This window comes from Streptomyces sp. NPDC001544 (genome assembly GCF_042894285.1).
In the GTDB taxonomy this organism is placed as follows: Bacteria; Actinomycetota; Actinomycetes; order Streptomycetales; family Streptomycetaceae; genus Streptomyces.
Genome location: NZ_JBIAVN010000022.1, coordinates 1 through 17026 on the forward strand (window position 1 = coordinate 1; position 17026 = coordinate 17026).

Sequence of the window (17026 nt, forward strand, 5' to 3'; positions counted from 1 at the left end):
CACCGGGACCTCCCCCGGCTCCCGCGGCTGCATCGACATCGACACCCTCCCCATACGACAACGTCGGCTCCCCAGACCACAACAAGGTCTGGGGAGCCGACGTCACGCGAAGGCCGGGATTAACCAACAGCGTCCCCTTGAGGGCCCGGCCCTTCGGCTTGCCCTCCCGGTGCTTCAGTCGTCGTCCGCGTGGCGGGTGCGCGGACCGTCCAGTTCCACCGCCGTGCAGCGCCAGCGGAGGTCGGGGCCCTGTTCCAGGCGGAAGGCCATGGCGCGCAGCTGGTCGCCCGCGCCGATACGGGCGAAGGCCTCGACGGCGCCCGGCCGGGGGACGTAGTAGCCGATGTCACGGACGACGGGAAGGGTGCCGCGGGTGCGCAGAGGGCCGGCTTCGGCGAGCCGGGCCAGGTCGTCGTAGGCGCGGCCGACGGTGTGCCGGAGCATCCAGTGGACGGGGCGCCGGCCGCTCAGCACGGCGAGGAGACGGTCGGCGAAGAGGTCGGTGGGGCGGGGGAGCGGGCGTGGCGCCGCGGCGGTGCGGCCCCCGCCCGGGGGCGCGCCGGCCGTCCGCCTGGCCGGGTCGCGGGGAGGGGCGCCGCCCGGGCGGCGGGGGTCGCGGCGGCTCGGCGGGCGGGTGCCCGGGCGGTGCTGCGCCGCAGCTCTGGTCATGACCTTGTTCATGGGAGTCCCCGTTCGGCGGGCCCGGCCGGTACCGGGCGGTAACTTGCTGGTGGGGACCTTGTACGGGGCGCGGGACGGCAACGGCAAGGAAGGTCCGGCCGGTGTCGTGGGGCCGGGAAGTTCACCTATCCGAGTGGTCGGGTGGGGTTCGGGCCCGGTGCCGAGGGGGTGCGCCCGGGTGAACCGGGGGGCGTGGGGTGGACGTGTGGGGCGGCATGGGCGGCAACTCGAAAGAGGACTCCCCCGCGTATCCTGTAGGCCGCTCCTGGAGCGGAGCCCATCGACCAGAAAGAGCGGCCAGCATGCGCGTCTACGTCCCCCTGACCCTGACCGGGCTCGCCGAGGCGTACAAGACGGGTGAACTGGGAAGCGGCCCGCTCGTCGCGTACGCCGTCACGCCCGGGCTGCGTGAGTGGTACCTCTCCGACGACATCGAGGAACTGGAGTACGCGGCGCTGAGCCGGGCCGCGCTGGCCTCGCTCCGGCTGCTGGCGGCGGATCCGGGTGCGGCGCGGCGGCGCGTCGTGGTCGCCGTCGACGTGCCCGACGGCGCGGCCACGGCCGACCCGGACCGCGGGCTCGACCCGGCGGCGCTCGGCGAGGTGCGGCTGGCGGGGCAGGTGCGGCTGGCGAAGGCGGCCGCGGTGCACGTGGACGCGGAGGACGCGGAGGACGACGTGGCCGCGGCGGCCGGGGCGCTGGAGGCGGCGGACGGCGGGGACGACGACGCGCAGTTCGTCGTGGACGGTGCCGAGGACCACGAGCTGCTGTGGTTCGCGACGCAGGAGATCCCGAACCTGGTGGGGCTCGGCTGACCCCGCCCGTCCGTGATTGTCACTGATTGTCAGTGGCGGCGGGTACGTTTTCAGGCATGGGGATGCACTCAAGCGCGCACATCGTGTGGGACTGGAACGGAACGCTGTTCCACGACAACGAGGCGATCATCGGGGCGACGAACGCGGCCTTCGGCGAACTGGGGCTGGCGCCGATCACGCTGGAGCAGTACCGGGCGCTGTACTGCGTGCCGGTGCCGAAGTTCTACGAGCGGCTGCTGGGCAGGCTGCCCAGCGACGCCGAGTGGGAGGTCATGGACGGCGTCTTCCACCGGTACTACGCCGAGCACCGGGTGCGGTGCGGGCTGACCGAGGGGGCCGTGGAACTGCTGGCGGGCTGGCGGTCCGCGGGACGCAGCCAGTCGCTGCTGAGCATGTACGTGCATGACGAACTGGTGCCGCTGGTGCGGGGGTTCGGGATCGAGGCGCACTTCATACGGGTCGAGGGGCGGACCGGGCCGTCGGGTGGCAGCAAGGCCGAGCACATGGTGCGGCATCTCGAGGCGCTGGCCGACAACGGGGTGGAGCCGGCGCGTACGGTGGTGATCGGCGACGCGGCCGACGACGCGGTGGCGGCGCGGTACGTGGGGGCACGGGCCGTTCTGTACACCGGCGGGTCGCACAGCCGGGCCAGCCTGGAGTCGGTGGGGGCGCCGGTGGTCGACACGCTGGCGGAGGCCGTGGCGGAGGCGGAGCGCTGCGCGGCTTCGGCGAACTGATCTGCGCGGGATCACTTTGAGCCCGGGACCAGGGCTGGGACGGGGGGCTTGCGCGGCTCGGCGCTACGAGGTGCAGCTGCGCCCACCCGTGCCGCCCTGGGGGTCCCCCCAGGCCCTTAAGGCACTGGGGGAGGCACGACTGCCCGCAGCTGGGGCAGCGGCGCGGATACGCCACCCCGCTCCTCGCCGCCCCTGTGCAGAACGTCAAACTTCCACCCCCCGTTTTGTACGCGAGTGGCTCATGACGAGCCCCCCTCGGGGAGCGATAGCCTTGTGGCGTGATCAGCGCGATAGTTCGCGGGGGCCCTGGTGTCTCCGCCCCGCGCCCGGGGAGCACGGACCGCGTCCGTGACCGGGCGGCGGTCGCTGGTCTTCGCGGGCGGGACGGGGGCACGAGGGTCCCCGAGGCACCGCGCACCCCCCGGGCCACGACGTCGCAGAGAGCAGCGTCACACCCGTCGGGCACGCCGAGAATGGCTGATAACCCCCCGCTCATCTCCCCTTGCGGCATAGCGTCGGATCGGACCGGACACCCCGGGCCGTGGCGTCGAGCCGGAAGGAAAGGGACCGTACTTCCTTCTACGTCACGCAACGGCGCGCGACAGGAGCCAGAGGACAATGCAGACCAAGCTGGACGAAGCCAAGGCCGAGCTGCTCGAAAGGGCTGCTCGGGTAGCTGAGAACAGCCCGGTCGGGGGGCACCTACCGACTGGGACCACGGGCGAGGGCGTTCCGGGCACCCCGGGCAGCCCTGACCAGGAATCCACGCTCGCGTTCCTCCAGCGCTACTACCTCCACACCGCCCCCGAGGACCTCGCCGACCGCGACCCGGTCGACGTCTTCGGCGCCGCGGTCTCGCACTACCGCCTGGCCGAGAACCGACCTCAGGGCACGGCCAACGTGCGGGTCCACACCCCGACCGTCGAGGAGAACGGGTGGACCTGCAGCCACACCGTCGTCGAGGTCGTCACCGACGACATGCCCTTCCTCGTGGACTCGGTCACCAATGAGCTGACCCGGCAGGGGCGCGGCATCCACGTCGTCATCCACCCGCAGTTCGTCGTCCGGCGCGACCTCACCGGCAAGCTCATCGAGGTGCTGCCCACTCCGCCCACCGGCGGCGAGCGTCCGCACGACGCGCACGTCGAGTCCTGGATCCACGTCGAGATCGACCGTGAGACCGACCGCGCCGACCTGAAGCAGATCACCTCGGACCTGCTGCGCGTGCTGTCCGACGTCCGGGAGGCCGTCGAGGACTGGGAGAAGATGCGCGACGCGGCCCTGCGCATCGCCGACGAGCTCCCGAAGGAGTCCGTCCCCGGCGATCTCGCCGCGCCCGAGGTCGAGGAGGCCTGCGAGCTGCTGCGCTGGCTGGCCGCCGACCACTTCACCTTCCTCGGCTACCGCGAGTACCAGCTGCGCGGAGACGACTCGCTGGCCGCCGTCCCCGGCACCGGCCTGGGCATACTGCGCTCGGACCCGCACCACTCCGACGACGAGCAGCACCCCGTCAGCCCCTCCTTCGAGCGGCTCCCGGCCGACGCCCGCGCCAAGGCCCGTGAGCACAAGCTGCTGGTGCTCACCAAGGCCAACAGCCGGGCCACCGTGCACCGGCCGTCGTACCTGGACTACATCGGCGTCAAGAAGTTCGACGAGAACGGCGACGTCGTCGGCGAGCGTCGCTTCCTCGGCCTGTTCTCCTCCGCCGCCTACACCGAGTCGGTCCGCCGGGTCCCGGTGATCCGGCGCAAGGTCGACGAGGTGCTGGAGCGCGCCGGTTTCTCGCCGCACAGCCACGACGGCCGCGACCTGCTCCAGATCATGGAGACCTACCCGCGCGACGAGCTCTTCCAGACCCCGCCCGCCGAGCTGCAGGCCATCGTCACATCGGTGCTGTACCTGCAGGAGCGGCGACGCCTGAGGCTCTACCTGCGGCAGGACGAGTACGGGCGCTACTACTCCGCCCTGGTCTACCTGCCCCGCGACCGCTACACCACCGGTGTCCGGCTGCGGATCATCGACATCCTCAAGGAGGAGCTGGGCGGCACCAGCGTCGACTTCACGGCCTGGAACACCGAGTCGATCCTGTCCCGGCTGCACTTCGTCGTCCGTGTCCCGCAGGGCACCGACCTGCCCCAGCTCAGCGACAGCGACAAGGAGCGCATCGAGGCCCGCCTCGTGGAGGCCGCCCGGTCCTGGACCGACGCGTTCGCCGAGGCACTGACCGCCGAGTGCGGCGAGGAGTACGCGGCCGAGGTGCTGCGCCGCTACAACAACGCCTTCCCGGAGGGCTACAAGGCCGACCACAGCCCGCGCGCCGCCGTCGCCGACCTCGTCCACCTGGAGCGGCTGAGCGAGGACAAGACGTTCTCCCTGAGCCTGTACGAGCCGGTGGGCGCCGGCCCCGAGGAGCGCCGCTTCAAGATCTACCAGAAGGGCGGCACGGTCTCCCTGTCCGCGGTGCTGCCGGTGCTGAGCCGGCTCGGCGTCGAGGTCACCGACGAGCGGCCGTACGAACTGCGGTGCACCGACCGGACGACCGCGTGGATCTACGACTTCGGTTTGCGCATGCCCAAGCCCAAGGCGTCCGGCGGCGCGGAGCAGCTGGGCGACGACGCCCGTGAGCGCTTCCAGGACGCCTTCGCCGCCACCTGGACCGGTCACGCGGAGAACGACGGCTTCAACGCCCTGGTGCTCAGCGCCGGTCTGACCTGGCGGCAGGCGATGGTGCTGCGCGCGTACGCCAAGTACCTGCGGCAGGCCGGCTCCACCTTCAGCCAGGACTACATGGAGGACACCCTCCGCAACAACGTCCACACCACCCGGCTGCTCGTCTCCCTGTTCGAGGCGCGGATGTCGCCGGAGCGGCAGCGCGCCGGCCTGGAGATCGTCGAGGCCCTGCTGGAGGAGCTCGACGCGGCCCTGGACCAGGTGGCGAGCCTCGACGAGGACCGCATCCTGCGTTCCTTCCTCACCGTCATCAAGGCGACGCTGCGCACCAACTTCTTCCAGGAGACGGTCGGCGGCAAGCCGCACGAATACGTCTCCATGAAGTTCGACCCGCAGGCCATCCCCGACCTGCCGGCGCCGCGCCCGGCGTACGAGATCTGGGTGTACTCGCCGCGCGTCGAGGGCGTGCACCTGCGCTTCGGCAAGGTCGCCCGGGGCGGCCTGCGCTGGTCGGACCGCCGCGAGGACTTCCGTACCGAGATCCTCGGCCTGGTCAAGGCGCAGATGGTGAAGAACACCGTCATCGTGCCGGTCGGCGCCAAGGGCGGCTTCGTCGCCAAGCAGCTGCCGGACCCGGGCGTGGACCGGGACGCCTGGCTGGCGGAGGGCATCGCCAGCTACAAGACGTTCATCTCGGCGCTGCTGGACATCACCGACAACATGGTGGCCGGCGAGGTCGTGCCGCCGCAGGACGTGGTGCGGCACGACGGGGACGACACCTACCTGGTGGTCGCGGCCGACAAGGGCACCGCGACGTTCTCCGACATCGCCAACGAGGTCGCCGAGTCGTACAACTTCTGGCTCGGCGACGCCTTCGCCTCCGGCGGCAGCGCGGGCTACGACCACAAGGGCATGGGCATCACCGCCCGCGGCGCCTGGGAGTCCGTGAAGCGGCACTTCCGGGAGCTGGGCGTGGACACCCAGAGCCAGGACTTCACGGTCGTCGGCATCGGCGACATGTCCGGTGACGTGTTCGGCAACGGCATGCTGCTGAGCGAGCACATCCGCCTGGTCGCCGCCTTCGACCACCGGCACATCTTCATCGACCCGAACCCCGACGCGGCCGTGTCCTACGCCGAGCGGCGCCGGCTGTTCGAGCTGCCCCGCTCCAGCTGGGCCGACTACGACACCGACCTGCTGTCCGCGGGCGGCGGCGTGTTCCCGCGCAGTGCGAAGGCCATCCCGGTCAACGCACACATCCGCGAGGCCCTCGGCATCGAGGGCAAGGTCACCAAGCTGACCCCGGCCGATCTGATGAAGGCGATCCTCGAGGCCCCGGTCGACCTGCTGTGGAACGGCGGCATCGGCACGTACGTCAAGGCGTCCACCGAGTCCAACACGGACGTCGGCGACAAGGCCAACGACGCCATCCGCGTCGACGGCGCCGACCTGCGCGTCAAGGTCGTCGGCGAGGGCGGCAACCTGGGTCTGACCCAGCTGGGCCGCATCGAGTTCGCGATGCACGGCGGCAAGATCAACACGGACGCGATCGACAACAGCGCCGGCGTGGACACCTCCGACCACGAGGTGAACATCAAGATCCTGCTCAACGGCCTGGTCACCGACGGCGACATGACCGTCAAGCAGCGCAACAAGCTGCTCGCCGAGATGACCGACGAGGTCGGCCGTCTCGTCCTGCGCAACAACTACGCGCAGAACACGGCGATCGCCAACGCGCTGGCCCAGTCCAAGGACATGCTCCACGCCCAGCAGCGCTTCATCCGCCACCTGGTGCGCGAGGGCCACCTCGACCGGGCGCTGGAGTTCCTGCCCGCCGACCGCCAGATCCGCGAGCGGCTCGCCCAGGGCCAGGGCCTGACCAGCCCGGAGACAGCCGTCCTGTTGGCCTACACGAAGATCACCGTTGCCGAGGAGCTGCTGCACACCTCGCTGCCGGACGACCCGTACCTGAGGGTCCTGCTGCACGCCTACTTCCCGACCGAGCTGCGCGAGCAGTTCGCCGACCGGATCGACAGCCACCCGCTGCGCCGGGAGATCACCACGACGGTCCTGGTCAACGACACGGTCAACACGGGCGGAACGACCTATCTGCACCGTCTGCGCGAGGAGACCGGCGCCTCCCTGGAGGAGATCGTCCGGGCGCAGACCGCGGCCCGTACGATCTTCTGCTCGGCGCCGGTGTGGGACGCGGTCGAGGCGCTCGACAACAAGGTCGACGCCGACGTCCAGACCCGCATCCGGCTGCACTCGCGCCGCCTGGTCGAGCGTGGCACGCGCTGGCTGCTGAACAACCGGCCGCAGCCGCTGCAGCTCGCCGAGACCGTCGAGTTCTTCGCCGAACGGGTGGAGCAGGTCTGGCAGCAGCTGCCCAAGCTGCTGCGCGGCGCCGACCTGGAGTGGTACCAGCACGTGTACGACGAGCTGGCCGGCGCCGGTGTCCCGGACGAGCTGGCCACCCGGGTCGCCGGGTTCTCCTCGGCCTTCCCGACGCTCGACATCGTCTCGGTGGCCGACCGCATGGGCAAGGAGCCGCTGGACGTCGCCGAGGTCTACTACGACCTCGCCGACCGGCTGCACATCACCCAGCTCATGGACCGCATCATCGAGCTGCCCCGCCACGACCGCTGGCAGTCGATGGCCCGCGCGTCCATCCGTGAGGACCTGTACGCGGCCCATTCGGCCCTCACCGCGGACGTCCTGGCCGTCGGCAACGGCACCTCGACCCCCGAGCAGCGCTTCAACGCCTGGGAGGCGAAGAACGCGGCGATCCTGGGCCGGGCGCGCACCACCCTGGAGGAGATCCGCAGCTCGGAGACCTTCGACCTCGCCAACCTGTCGGTGGCGATGCGGACGATGCGCACCCTGCTGCGCACGCATTCCTAGGTCGCCCTCCTCACCGGGCGACGCAGGCACCCCCCGAGCCGCACGGCTCGGGGGGTGCCCCACTTGGATAGAGTCCGGAATGTGAGTTTTCGTCGGACGAGCGTCGCCCTGCCCGGCAGAGCCTTTCCGCAGGCCGCCGCCGCGCTCGTCCTGCTCCTGATGCTCCTGGTGATCGTCCGCCTTCCCTGGGTGGGCGACCTCGGGATGCACGCGGCGACGATCCAGCGCCTGCGGCACAGCCTGCTGCACCCCGGCAACCCACTGGTCGACGCGGACACGCCGAGCCCGTACTACTCCCCGTGGATGCTGCTGCTCGGCTGCCTCGCCCGGGTCACCGGGCTGTCGGTGTTCGTGGTGCTGCGCCTCGCCGCGGTCGTCGGTCTCGGCCTGCTGGTCAGCGGGGTGTGGCGGTACGTCCGGACGCTCAGCGCCGCGCGGGCCGCACCGGCGGTGGCGCTGCTGTGCCTGCTCCTGCTGTGGGGGCCGCGTCTGTTCGAGTGGAGCGGGTTCCTCGGGCTGAACTCGCTGGCGCTGACGGTGTCGTACCCGAGCGTCTTCGCGCTCGGTCTCACCTTCCACTTCTGGGCCTGGCTCACGAGGGCGCTGCGCGCCGGTAGCAGGACCGGGTGGGGGGTGTGGCCGGGGCTCGGAGCGCTGTGGGCGTCGATCCTGCTGTGCCACCAGTTCACCGGTGTCGTCGCGTCACTGGGCGCGTTGGCGACGGTGATCGCGGCACGGCCCGGGCGGGCGGTCCTCGTGCGGCTGGGCATGGGGGCGCTGCTCGGCCTGGTGGTGCTCTGGCTCTGGCCCTACTACGACTTCTTCTCGCTGTTCTCCGCCGGGGCGGATCTGGAGGCGATCCACCGGCCGCTGTACGGGCATCTGCTCGGCCGGTTCGGGCTGGTGCTGGTCGGCGTGGTGGCGCTGGGGCTGCGGTTTCGGCGCGACCGGTGGGATCCGCTGGTGATCTTCTTCGTGCTGGGTGCGGTGGTGTTCACCGCGGGCGGAGTGAGCGGCCACTACTCGTGGGGGCGGGTGCTGCCGGCCGCGCTGATCCCGGCGCAGCTCGCGGCCGCGCTGGAGGCGGTGCGGGGCGGGCGGCGGCGGATGGTGTGGGCGTGTGTGCTGGGCGCCGCGCTGGCCGTCGGGGCGTGGACGCAGGTGGGGACGATCGGGTACGTCGTTCGGCGCGGGGCCCTGCCGGAGGTGGTCGCGGTGCGGTACCGGGCGCCGTGGGCGGGGTACCGGTGGGTCACCCCGTGGGTCAGGTACGGCGACGTGGTGATGGCCCGGACGAGACCGGCGCGGCAGATCCCGGCGTACGGGGCGTACACCGTGGCGCCCGGGTACCCCGATGTGTTCCTCACGGACGCGGGGCGCAGGGAGGCCGCCGTGCGGCGCTACTTCGCGGCGGGCACCGCGGGGGACGTGCGGCGCGGGATCCTGCGGGAGTACGGGGTGCGGTGGGTGGTGGACCGGGGGAGCGCGGGGGCCGGCCCGGGGCTGCGGGCGGTGGCCCGGGGACCGGACGGGCAGGTGCTGTACCGGGTGGCCGGCTCTTGAGCCACCGCAGGGCCTGAGTCACCGCAGGGCCTGAGCCACCGCAGGGCCTGAGCCACCGCAGGGCTTGGGTCACCGCAGAACGCTCGCCACCAACCGCGCCGCCCTCCGGATCCGGGGCCGCGCCATCCGTCGCACGACCGGCCGCACGACACTCGCGGTCACCCCCGTCGGCTCCCACCGCACCTGCAGGCGGCCCGGGTTGTGGGGTTCCGGTTCCACCGTCAGCCGGTGCCGGTCGACCCGGTAGGAGAGGGAGGGGAAGCCGATGGGGGCGAGGAGCATGCCCGTGTGGGCGAAGTCCTGCTGGGTGATGCGCAGGACCGGGTGCCGGATGCCCTCGAAACCGTGCAGGGGGAGCGATGCCGCGGTCAGGTCGAGGTGGACCCGGCCCTCGTAGACCCCGGGGCGGGCGGGGGTCAGACGGAAGGGGACCGTGACGCGGCGGCGGCCCGGGGTGAGGAGGAGGGCGGCGCGCTGGGGGCCGACGGGGAGCCGCAGCCCCGGGTCGTAGGTGCGGATGCCCAGGTCGAGTGAGGTGCCGGGGCCGGGGGTGAGCTCCGTGATCTCGTGGCGGAACAGGGCGCTGTGGAAGGGGCGCGCGTCCAGTTCGAGGTCGGTCACGTCCAGTTCACGGCGGGCCCGGACGGTCCCGGGGACGCGGTCGCCCCAGTACGTGGCGTCGCCCTCGGGCGCGGGGGTCACCTGCTTCGGTGCGACCGCGTGTCCCAGACCTCGTGCCGCCTCCCGTGCCTCGGGCAGCCGGCGGTCCCGGACGAGCTGCAGGACGACCCGTTCCGGGCGGGGCAGCCGGGCGTACGCGCCGGGCGCGAGGGTGTCGAGGTACGGGGTGACGATGTCGGCGAAGGACGCCAGCCACGCGTCGTCGCGGTAGGGCAGGTCTCCGGCGTACATGCGGAAGTCGTGCTTGAGGAACTTGTAGTCCTTGTCCTCCCGCAGCGACTCGTGCCCGCTCTCCCTCAGGAACCCGTCGATCAGGCGCTGGACGTGGATCCGGTCGCGGACGTTGCCGAGTCGGTGGCGCTGGTTGGAGATCGACGCCGAGTCGGCGGCCGCGTGCGGCTCCACGTACCAGTGGTAGACCGGCTCGGGGATGACCGTGAACGACTTCGCCAGGCAGTACGCCTGCGCGGTGAACAGTTGGTCCTCGTAGTGGATGCCCTCGGGGAACCGCAGGTCGTGGCGGTCGAGGAAGGAGCGGGCGTACATCTTGCTGGTCGACAGGTGCTCGAACAGCAGCCGGGGTTCCGACTCGATGCCGTTCACCGTGCGGCGCTCGGCCACCAGGTGCGGCATCCAGGTCGAGAGGTGACCGTTGTCCACCCGTATCCGCCGTACCGCGCCCATCGCGAAGTCGATCTCCCGCTCCCGGTGGGCGGACAGCAGGAGCTCGACGGCGTTCTCGGGCAGTTCGTCGTCGCTGTCCAGGAACATCAGGTACGGCGCTTGGGCGATCTCCAGGGCCCGGTTGCGCGGGGCGCTGCAGCCACCGCTGTTCTCCGGCAGCCGGAGGTGGCGGATGCGGGGGTCGCAGGCCGCCAGCCTCCGTGCCACGGCCGGGGTGTCGTCCGTCGAGTGGTCGTCGCTGATGATGATCTCGATGTCGCGGTGGGTCTGCCGCCGCAGCGAGGCGACCGCCCGGGGCAGGCGGGCCGCGTCGTTGTGGACGATCACGGTGACGGTGACGTCGGGGGTCATGCGTCGGCCTCCTCCGGACGGGGCGCCGGTGTGCGCTCCTCCACGGGGATCACAGGGGGCAGCGACTCCTCGCTCTCGCCGAGGAAGACCCGCCGTACGACCCGCTCGGCGGCGCGCCCGTCGTCGTACTCGCAAAAGCGCCGCCGGAAGGCGGCCCGCGCCTTCGCCGCGCCCTCGTCCCGCCAGGCGCCGGTGGTGAGGATCTCCGCCAGTTCCTCCTGGGTGCGGGCCACCTGGCCCGGGGGTTCGGCCATCAGGTCGAAGTAGACGCCGCGGGTCGTCGCGTACGTCTCCCAGTCGTCGGCGTAGACCACGATCGGGCGGTCGAGGTTGGCGTAGTCGAACATGATGGACGAGTAGTCGGTGACCAGGGCGTCCGCCGCCAGGCACAGCTCCTCGACCGGGTCGTACGCCGAGACGTCGACGACCCTTCCCGCGCGGCGCAGACCGGCCAGGGGGGAGGCCGCGCCGCCGTAGAAGTAGTGGGCGCGCACCAGCAGGACGGTGTCCTCGCCGAGGCGATCGGCCAGGGCCGCCAGGTCGAGCCGGGGAGTCCACCCGGCCTCGTAGTCGCGGTGGGTGGGGGCGTACAGGACGGCCCGCCGGCCGGGCGCGATGCCGAGGCGTTCGCGGACGGCGCGCACGCCGCGGGCGTCGCAGCGGTAGTAGACGTCGTTGCGCGGATAGCCGTAGTCCAGGGATGTGTAGCGGGACGGGTAGGCGCGCTCCCACATGCGGGTGGAGTGGCTGTTGGCGGAGACGCTGTAGTCCCACTTGTCGACGCGGGCCAGCAGGGCGGCGAAGTCCATGCCCTGGGCGGCGGCCGGGTGTCGCATCTGGTCCAGGCCCATGCGTTTGAGCGGGGTGCCGTGGTGCGTCTGGAGGTGGATCGCGTCAGGGCGCTTGACCACCGCGTTCGGGAAGTTGACGTTGTTGGTGAGGTACTTGGCGGTGGCCAGCACCTCCCAGTAGCGGCGGGTGCCGGGGACGACGTGGTCGGTGCCGGGCGGCAGGAGCGGCACGTTCTCCCTGGTCACCACCCACACCGGGTGTATGTGCGGGGCGAGTTCACCGAGCTTGGCGGCGATCGCCGCCGGGTTGCAGGCGACCCCCCGGTCCCAGTAGGCGGCGAAGACCGCGAGACCGGGGTCGACGGGCCGGCCCAGCGCGCGGCGGTACTGCTGGTCGCGCAGCTTGGTGCCGAGCTGCCGTTTGCGGGTTCCCACGGCCGCCTTCGCCGCGCGGCGGGTGCGGTTGGCGGCCTGGAAGGCGCGGTAACGGGTGTAGGCGCCCTCCTCGAGCAGGGCGCGGCGCACGCCCTCCAGGCCGGCCGGGCGGCGGTGGTCGGCAGGGCGCCAGCGGACGGCCGCCAGGGAGGCCCGGCGGAAGAACTCCCGGGCCACCGGCTCCGGCAGATCCTCCCGGGCGAAGGTGCGCAGCAGGTCGCGGACCATGAGGTCGTAGAGGACCGCGCGCGTGGCGGGGCGGTCCTTGACCAGGGGGAGCAGCGTCTCGTAGCGGTCGACGAAGCCGTAGCGGTCCTCGGGGGCGACGGGCGGGAGGCTCTCGGGGCGCAGCAGGCGGTCCTCGTACGCCACCTGGTTCAGGCAGGCGATCCGGCCGGCGTGCAGCAGTGCCGTGTACGCCGCGCGCGGCTCGTCGTCGGTGGCGAGCCGCTCCTGGTGGGCCTGCCAGAAGCCGGCGCGCAGCGCTCGGTTGCCGAGCAGCGGGGGCAGGCGCAACAGGTGGGGGGCCTCGTCCAGGGGGAGTTCGGCGCGGCCCGCCCGGGCCAGCAGGCGGCCGGCGCCGGAGGGCCTGCCGGAGGTCTCCCAGGTGCTGGTGACGTGGTCGAAGAGCAGGACGTCGACCTCGTCGGACAGTTCGGCGGCGCGCTCGGCGACCATGCGGGGGGCGCCGGCCGGCAGGCCGTCCTTGGCGTGGACGAAGTGCAGCCAGCGCCCGGTGGCCCGTGCGGCGCCCGCCGTCCGGGCCGCCGCGTCGCCCGTTCCGGCCGGCAGGGGCAGCACCACCGTCTCCGGGGAATGGGCCTGGGCGGTCTCCCGGGCCCAGTCGCCGACCGCGGCCACGATCACCTCGGCGTCCGGGAGCGGGTGGGCGTCGAGGGAGTCGAGGAGTCCGGTCAGGTGTCCCTGGGTGTTCGGCCCGTAGACGATGACGCTGAGCTCGGGCATCGCGGGCAACTCCTTCACCTCGTCGTCACCGGGTCGCGCCTATCAGCTCATAGTGCCACCAACGGGATGAAAGGCGCGGGGCCGGTTGCGCCGGCCGGGGGAGTTCCGGTCAGGCGGTCTGCAGAGGCTTCGGCTCGGGCTTCTGCGGTGCGGCCTTCGGGCCCTTGTCACCGGTGAAGGCCTCGTACTCCGCCATGACCTCCTCCGTCGGCCCGTCCATGCGCAGTTCGCCGCGCTCCAGCCACAGCACCCGCTCGCAGGTGTCGCGGATCGACTTGTTGTTGTGGCTGACCAGGAACACCGTGCCCGCGTGCCGGCGCAGTTCGCGGATGCGTTCCTCGGAGCGCTTCTGGAAGGAACGGTCGCCGGTGGCCAGTGCCTCGTCGATCAGCAGGACGTCGTGGTCCTTGGCCGCGGCGATGGAGAAGCGCAGGCGGGCGGCCATGCCGGAGGAGTAGGTGCGCATCGGGAGGGTGATGAAGTCGCCCTTCTCGTTGATGCCGGAGAACTCGACGATGTCCTCGTAGCGCTCCTTGATCTCCTCCCGGGACATGCCCATGGCGAGACCGCCGAGGTAGACGTTGCGCTCTCCCGTCAGGTCGCTCATCAGGGCCGCGTTGACGCCGAGCAGGGACGGCTGGCCATTGGTGTAGATCTGGCCGTTCTCCACCGGGAGCAGACCGGCCACCGCCTTCAGGAGGGTCGACTTGCCGGAGCCGTTGGTGCCGATGAGCCCGATCGCCTCACCCTTGTAGGCGACGAACGAGACCTTCTTGACCGCGTGCACCCGGCGCACGCCCGCCGCCTTCTCGGTCTGCTTGCGGCGCAGCATGCGGTTCAGGGCGGCGGTGGCCGTGCCGCGTCCAGCGCCGGTGCCGTTGACCCGGTAGACGATGTCGACGCCGTCGGCGACGACGGTGGGGATGCGGGTGTCGTTCATGGTGTCAGCCACGGCCGTACGTCTCCTCAGCCTTCCAGAAGTAGATGAAGCCGCCGACCCCGGCGAGCAGGGCCCAGCCGGCCGCCGCCGGCCACACGTGTGGGGGGAGCTGGCTGGAGTGGAAGCTGTCGATCAGCGCGTAGCGCATGAGGTCGATGTAGACGGCGGCCGGGTTGGTCTCCAGGGCGACCGTCACGATGTGCGGCAGGTGGTCCTTCTTGGTGAGCTTGTCGATGCTCCACATCACGCCGGAGACGTACATCCAGGTGCGCAGCACGAACGGCATCAGCTGTGCGATGTCCGGGGTCTTCGCACCCATCCGGGCCATGATCATCGACACGCCGGCGTTGAACGTGAACTGCAGGACCAGCGCCGGGACCGCCAGCAGCCAGGACGCGGAGACCGGGACGCCGAAGCAGAGCAGGATGACGACCAGCGCGGCCATCGAGAACAGCAGCTGCTGGAGCTGCTGGAGGCAGAAGGAGATCGGCAGCGCGGCCCGCGGGAAGTGCAGCGCCCGGACGAGGCCGAGGTTGCCGGAGATGGCGCGGGTGCCCGCCATGATGGAGCTCTGGGTGAACGTCCAGATGAACACGCCCGTGACCAGGAACGGGATGTAGTCCGGTACGCCGTGCTTGGTGCCCAGCAGCACGCCGAAGATGAAGTAGTAGACCGCCGCGTTGAGCAGCGGGGTCATGACCTGCCAGACCTGGCCGAGCTTCGCCTGGCTGTACTGGGCGGTGAGCTTGGCGGTGGCGAAGGCACTGATGAAGTGCCGCCGCGCCCAGAGCTGGCGGACGTACTCGGGCAGGGAGGGGCGGGCGCCGCTGACCGTGAGGCCGTGCCGGGCGGCCAGGGCCGCGAGGTCGTCGTCGGCCGGGACCTCGGTCGGGGGCGGTGTGTGGAGAACCTGGCTCACATCCGCTGCTTTCACTCGGGGGGAGAGGGGGGTCTGCGCGGGCTGCCGCCGGGGTCGCGTCGCCCGGCGTTTCCTTACGCTTCTCTTCACGTTTTCTTACGTCGGGACGGGACCGTATCGTCGCAACGTGAGAGTAGGGCCAATCGACGTCGCAACGCAACCGTTTCGTCGCAACGGCCTATGCTGGGCCGTATGACGACGAACGCCGACGAGCCCCAGACGCGTCCGCGCCGCAGGACCCCTGCCGGGGCGGCCGTACTGCGGGAGGACGTGACCGAGGCGATCCGGGCGGCTGTCTTCGAGGAACTCGCGGCCAGCGGCTACGCGCGCATGTCCATCGAGGGCATCGCGCGCCGCGCCGGAGTCGGCAAGACCGCCGTCTACCGCCGCTGGCGCTCCAAGCTGCACCTCGTCCTCGACGTCGTCTCGGCGCTCGCCGTGATGGGCCTGCCCGTGCCGGACACCGGCTCCCTGGAGGGCGACCTGCGACTGCTGTACGAACTGACCTCCCGCGCGCTGCGCCACCCGGTCGCCTCGCAGATCATCCCCGACCTCCAGGCCGAGGCGGCCCGCAACCCCGAGATCGCCGAGGCCATGCAGAAGGCCCTGCGGGACGGACAGGAGGGCGTCGCCAGCAAGATCATCGCAGCGGCCGGGCAGCGTGGCGAGCTCCGCGTGGCCGCCGACGACGAACTGGCCCTCGACCTGATCTCGGGCCCCCTGTACTGGCGCTCGGTGGTGATCCGCAGCCCGAAGCTGCCCAAGGACTACCTGTCCGCCCTGGCCAAGGCGACCACCGCGGCCCTCAAGGCGCTCTGAGCCCTTCCGGTACGGTGCCGCTGCCGTGCCCGGCTCCGGACCTCACCCGTCCGCCTCCGCGTCGGCGGCCTCCAGCAGCCTGCCCGCCAGCCCGGCCAGCTCCGCCGCTCGCAGCACCCGCCCGAACCCGGGCAGCGGCACGTGCAGCGCCTCGCTCCACCGGGCCGGAACCGCCCCGATGCCGTACACGGCTCCGGCGAGCCCGCCGGTGACGGCCGCCACGGTGTCGGTGTCGCCGCCCAGGTCGACGGCCGCGCGTACCGCGTCCTCGTACGAGGAGGTGGTGCGCAGCGCCCAGACGGCGGAGCCCAGACAGGGCCAGACCGCCCCGTTGAACTCGGTGGCCAGATCCGGGTGCCAGTCGGCCGCGAGGACGACCGAGTACCGCTCCCGGTGATCGGGATGGACGGCCCGCAGCGCCTGGGGCACGGCGTCGAGGGGGTCGCCCCCGTCCAGGGCGGCCCGCACCAGTTCGTGGAAGACGGCCGTGCCCTCCCAGGCCGCGCGATCCCCGTGCGTGAGCGCGGACAGACGGCGGGCGGCGTCCATCGTCACCCGCCGCCCCAGGGCGGCGAAGCGCACGGCGGAGGGCGACGCCCGCATCAGCGCCCCGTTCCCGGCGGCCCGCTGACTGCTCTGGAAGTGCAGCGCCGCCGCGAGATCCCACGGATCGCCGCTGCCGAGCACCGCCTCGGTCTGCAGGCCGATGTCCTTGGGGTCGGCGGCGGCCCACCGCCGGAACCGCCGGAACAAGTCCGGCGGATCCAGCCCGCCGCGCTCCAGCAGCGACTCGGCGGTCAGCACGGCCATCTGCGTGTCGTCGGTCGCCTCGCCGGGGTCCCAGCCGCCGCCCCCGCACATCTCGCCGCCCTGCCCGGCCCGCGGGAAGCGCGCGGAGAAGGCCCCCTCGGGCCCGAACTCGAAGGGCGCGCCCAGGGCGTCGCCGACGGCGGAGCCGACGACGGAGCCGACGGCGCGCTCGGCGCGGTGGGGATCGGTCACCCGGGCAGCGTAAGGGCGCCCGGGCACCCCGGGCTCAGGAACGTGCGACTCGGAACGCTGCGACGTGC

General features: G+C 72.0%; 11 protein-coding genes. 5 read left to right on the forward strand and 6 right to left on the reverse strand.

Features of this window, described 5'->3' with window-relative positions; all coding sequences use genetic code 11:
- Nucleotides 1-174 precede the first annotated feature (174 nt).
- Nucleotides 175-681, reverse strand: a complete 507-nt coding sequence (locus tag ACFY0F_RS35120) for an Rv3235 family protein (protein WP_388803784.1) — start codon at nucleotides 679-681, stop codon at nucleotides 175-177.
- A gap of 302 nt (nucleotides 682-983) precedes the next feature.
- Here ACFY0F_RS35120 and ACFY0F_RS35125 point away from each other — a divergent pair, with 302 nt between their 5' ends.
- The 4 genes from ACFY0F_RS35125 to ACFY0F_RS35140 all read left to right on the forward strand — a co-directional run bounded on the left by ACFY0F_RS35125 (nucleotide 984) and on the right by ACFY0F_RS35140 (nucleotide 9370).
- Nucleotides 984-1496 (forward strand): DUF6912 family protein, encoded by a 513-nt coding sequence (locus ACFY0F_RS35125; protein WP_388803787.1) that lies wholly within the window; start codon nucleotides 984-986, stop codon nucleotides 1494-1496.
- Between the two features lie 56 nt (nucleotides 1497-1552).
- Nucleotides 1553-2233 carry an HAD family hydrolase gene (locus ACFY0F_RS35130; protein WP_388803790.1) on the forward strand — a complete coding sequence of 227 codons (681 nt, stop codon included), beginning with the start codon at nucleotides 1553-1555 and terminating at the stop codon, nucleotides 2231-2233.
- Nucleotides 2234-2851: 618 nt separating this feature from the next.
- Nucleotides 2852-7807, forward strand: a complete 4956-nt coding sequence (locus ACFY0F_RS35135) for an NAD-glutamate dehydrogenase (protein ID WP_388803793.1) — start codon at nucleotides 2852-2854, stop codon at nucleotides 7805-7807.
- A 159-nt stretch (nucleotides 7808-7966) separates the two neighbouring features.
- Entirely contained in the window at nucleotides 7967-9370 is a 1404-nt protein-coding gene (locus ACFY0F_RS35140) for a hypothetical protein (RefSeq protein ID WP_388804025.1), read from the forward strand.
- A 69-nt stretch (nucleotides 9371-9439) separates the two neighbouring features.
- Here ACFY0F_RS35140 and ACFY0F_RS35145 read toward each other — a convergent pair whose 3' ends face one another.
- From ACFY0F_RS35145 to ACFY0F_RS35160, 4 genes are all read right to left on the reverse strand, one after another.
- On the reverse strand, nucleotides 9440-11086 hold the full coding sequence (locus ACFY0F_RS35145) for a glycosyltransferase family 2 protein (protein ID WP_388803796.1): 1647 nt from the start codon (nucleotides 11084-11086) through the stop codon (nucleotides 9440-9442).
- Complete coding sequence (locus tag ACFY0F_RS35150) at nucleotides 11083-13278, reverse strand: CDP-glycerol glycerophosphotransferase family protein (RefSeq protein ID WP_388803799.1); 2196 nt, start codon at nucleotides 13276-13278, stop codon at nucleotides 11083-11085. Before ACFY0F_RS35150 ends, ACFY0F_RS35145 begins: the two co-directional genes overlap by 4 nt.
- A gap of 109 nt (nucleotides 13279-13387) precedes the next feature.
- Complete coding sequence (locus ACFY0F_RS35155) at nucleotides 13388-14218, reverse strand: ABC transporter ATP-binding protein (protein ID WP_388804028.1); 831 nt, start codon at nucleotides 14216-14218, stop codon at nucleotides 13388-13390.
- Between the two features lie 4 nt (nucleotides 14219-14222).
- Nucleotides 14223-15137 carry an ABC transporter permease gene (locus ACFY0F_RS35160; protein ID WP_388803802.1) on the reverse strand — a complete coding sequence of 305 codons (915 nt, stop codon included), beginning with the start codon at nucleotides 15135-15137 and terminating at the stop codon, nucleotides 14223-14225.
- Nucleotides 15138-15329: 192 nt separating this feature from the next.
- On the opposite strand from ACFY0F_RS35160, the gene ACFY0F_RS35165 reads away from it, so the two are divergent.
- Complete coding sequence (locus ACFY0F_RS35165; protein WP_388803805.1) at nucleotides 15330-15956, forward strand: TetR/AcrR family transcriptional regulator; 627 nt, start codon at nucleotides 15330-15332, stop codon at nucleotides 15954-15956.
- 42 nt (nucleotides 15957-15998) lie between these two features.
- Here the strand turns inward: ACFY0F_RS35165 and ACFY0F_RS35170 are convergent, their stop codons facing one another.
- Nucleotides 15999-16958: an ADP-ribosylglycohydrolase family protein gene (locus ACFY0F_RS35170; protein ID WP_388803808.1), complete on the reverse strand. Its 960-nt coding sequence runs from the start codon at nucleotides 16956-16958 to the stop codon at nucleotides 15999-16001.
- Nucleotides 16959-17026: the final 68 nt, after the last annotated feature.

Coding starts and splice junctions, on each gene's coding strand:
- ACFY0F_RS35120 (WP_388803784.1), bottom strand. CDS start 681: ATGAACAAGGTCATGACCAGAGCTGCGGCGCAGCACCGCCCGGGCACC.
- ACFY0F_RS35125 (WP_388803787.1), top strand. CDS start 984: ATGCGCGTCTACGTCCCCCTGACCCTGACCGGGCTCGCCGAGGCGTAC.
- ACFY0F_RS35130 (WP_388803790.1), top strand. CDS start 1,553: ATGGGGATGCACTCAAGCGCGCACATCGTGTGGGACTGGAACGGAACG.
- ACFY0F_RS35135 (WP_388803793.1), top strand. CDS start 2,852: ATGCAGACCAAGCTGGACGAAGCCAAGGCCGAGCTGCTCGAAAGGGCT.
- ACFY0F_RS35140 (WP_388804025.1), top strand. CDS start 7,967: ATGCTCCTGGTGATCGTCCGCCTTCCCTGGGTGGGCGACCTCGGGATG.
- ACFY0F_RS35145 (WP_388803796.1), bottom strand. CDS start 11,086: ATGACCCCCGACGTCACCGTCACCGTGATCGTCCACAACGACGCGGCC.
- ACFY0F_RS35150 (WP_388803799.1), bottom strand. CDS start 13,278: ATGCCCGAGCTCAGCGTCATCGTCTACGGGCCGAACACCCAGGGACAC.
- ACFY0F_RS35155 (WP_388804028.1), bottom strand. CDS start 14,218: ATGAACGACACCCGCATCCCCACCGTCGTCGCCGACGGCGTCGACATC.
- ACFY0F_RS35165 (WP_388803805.1), top strand. CDS start 15,330: ATGACGACGAACGCCGACGAGCCCCAGACGCGTCCGCGCCGCAGGACC.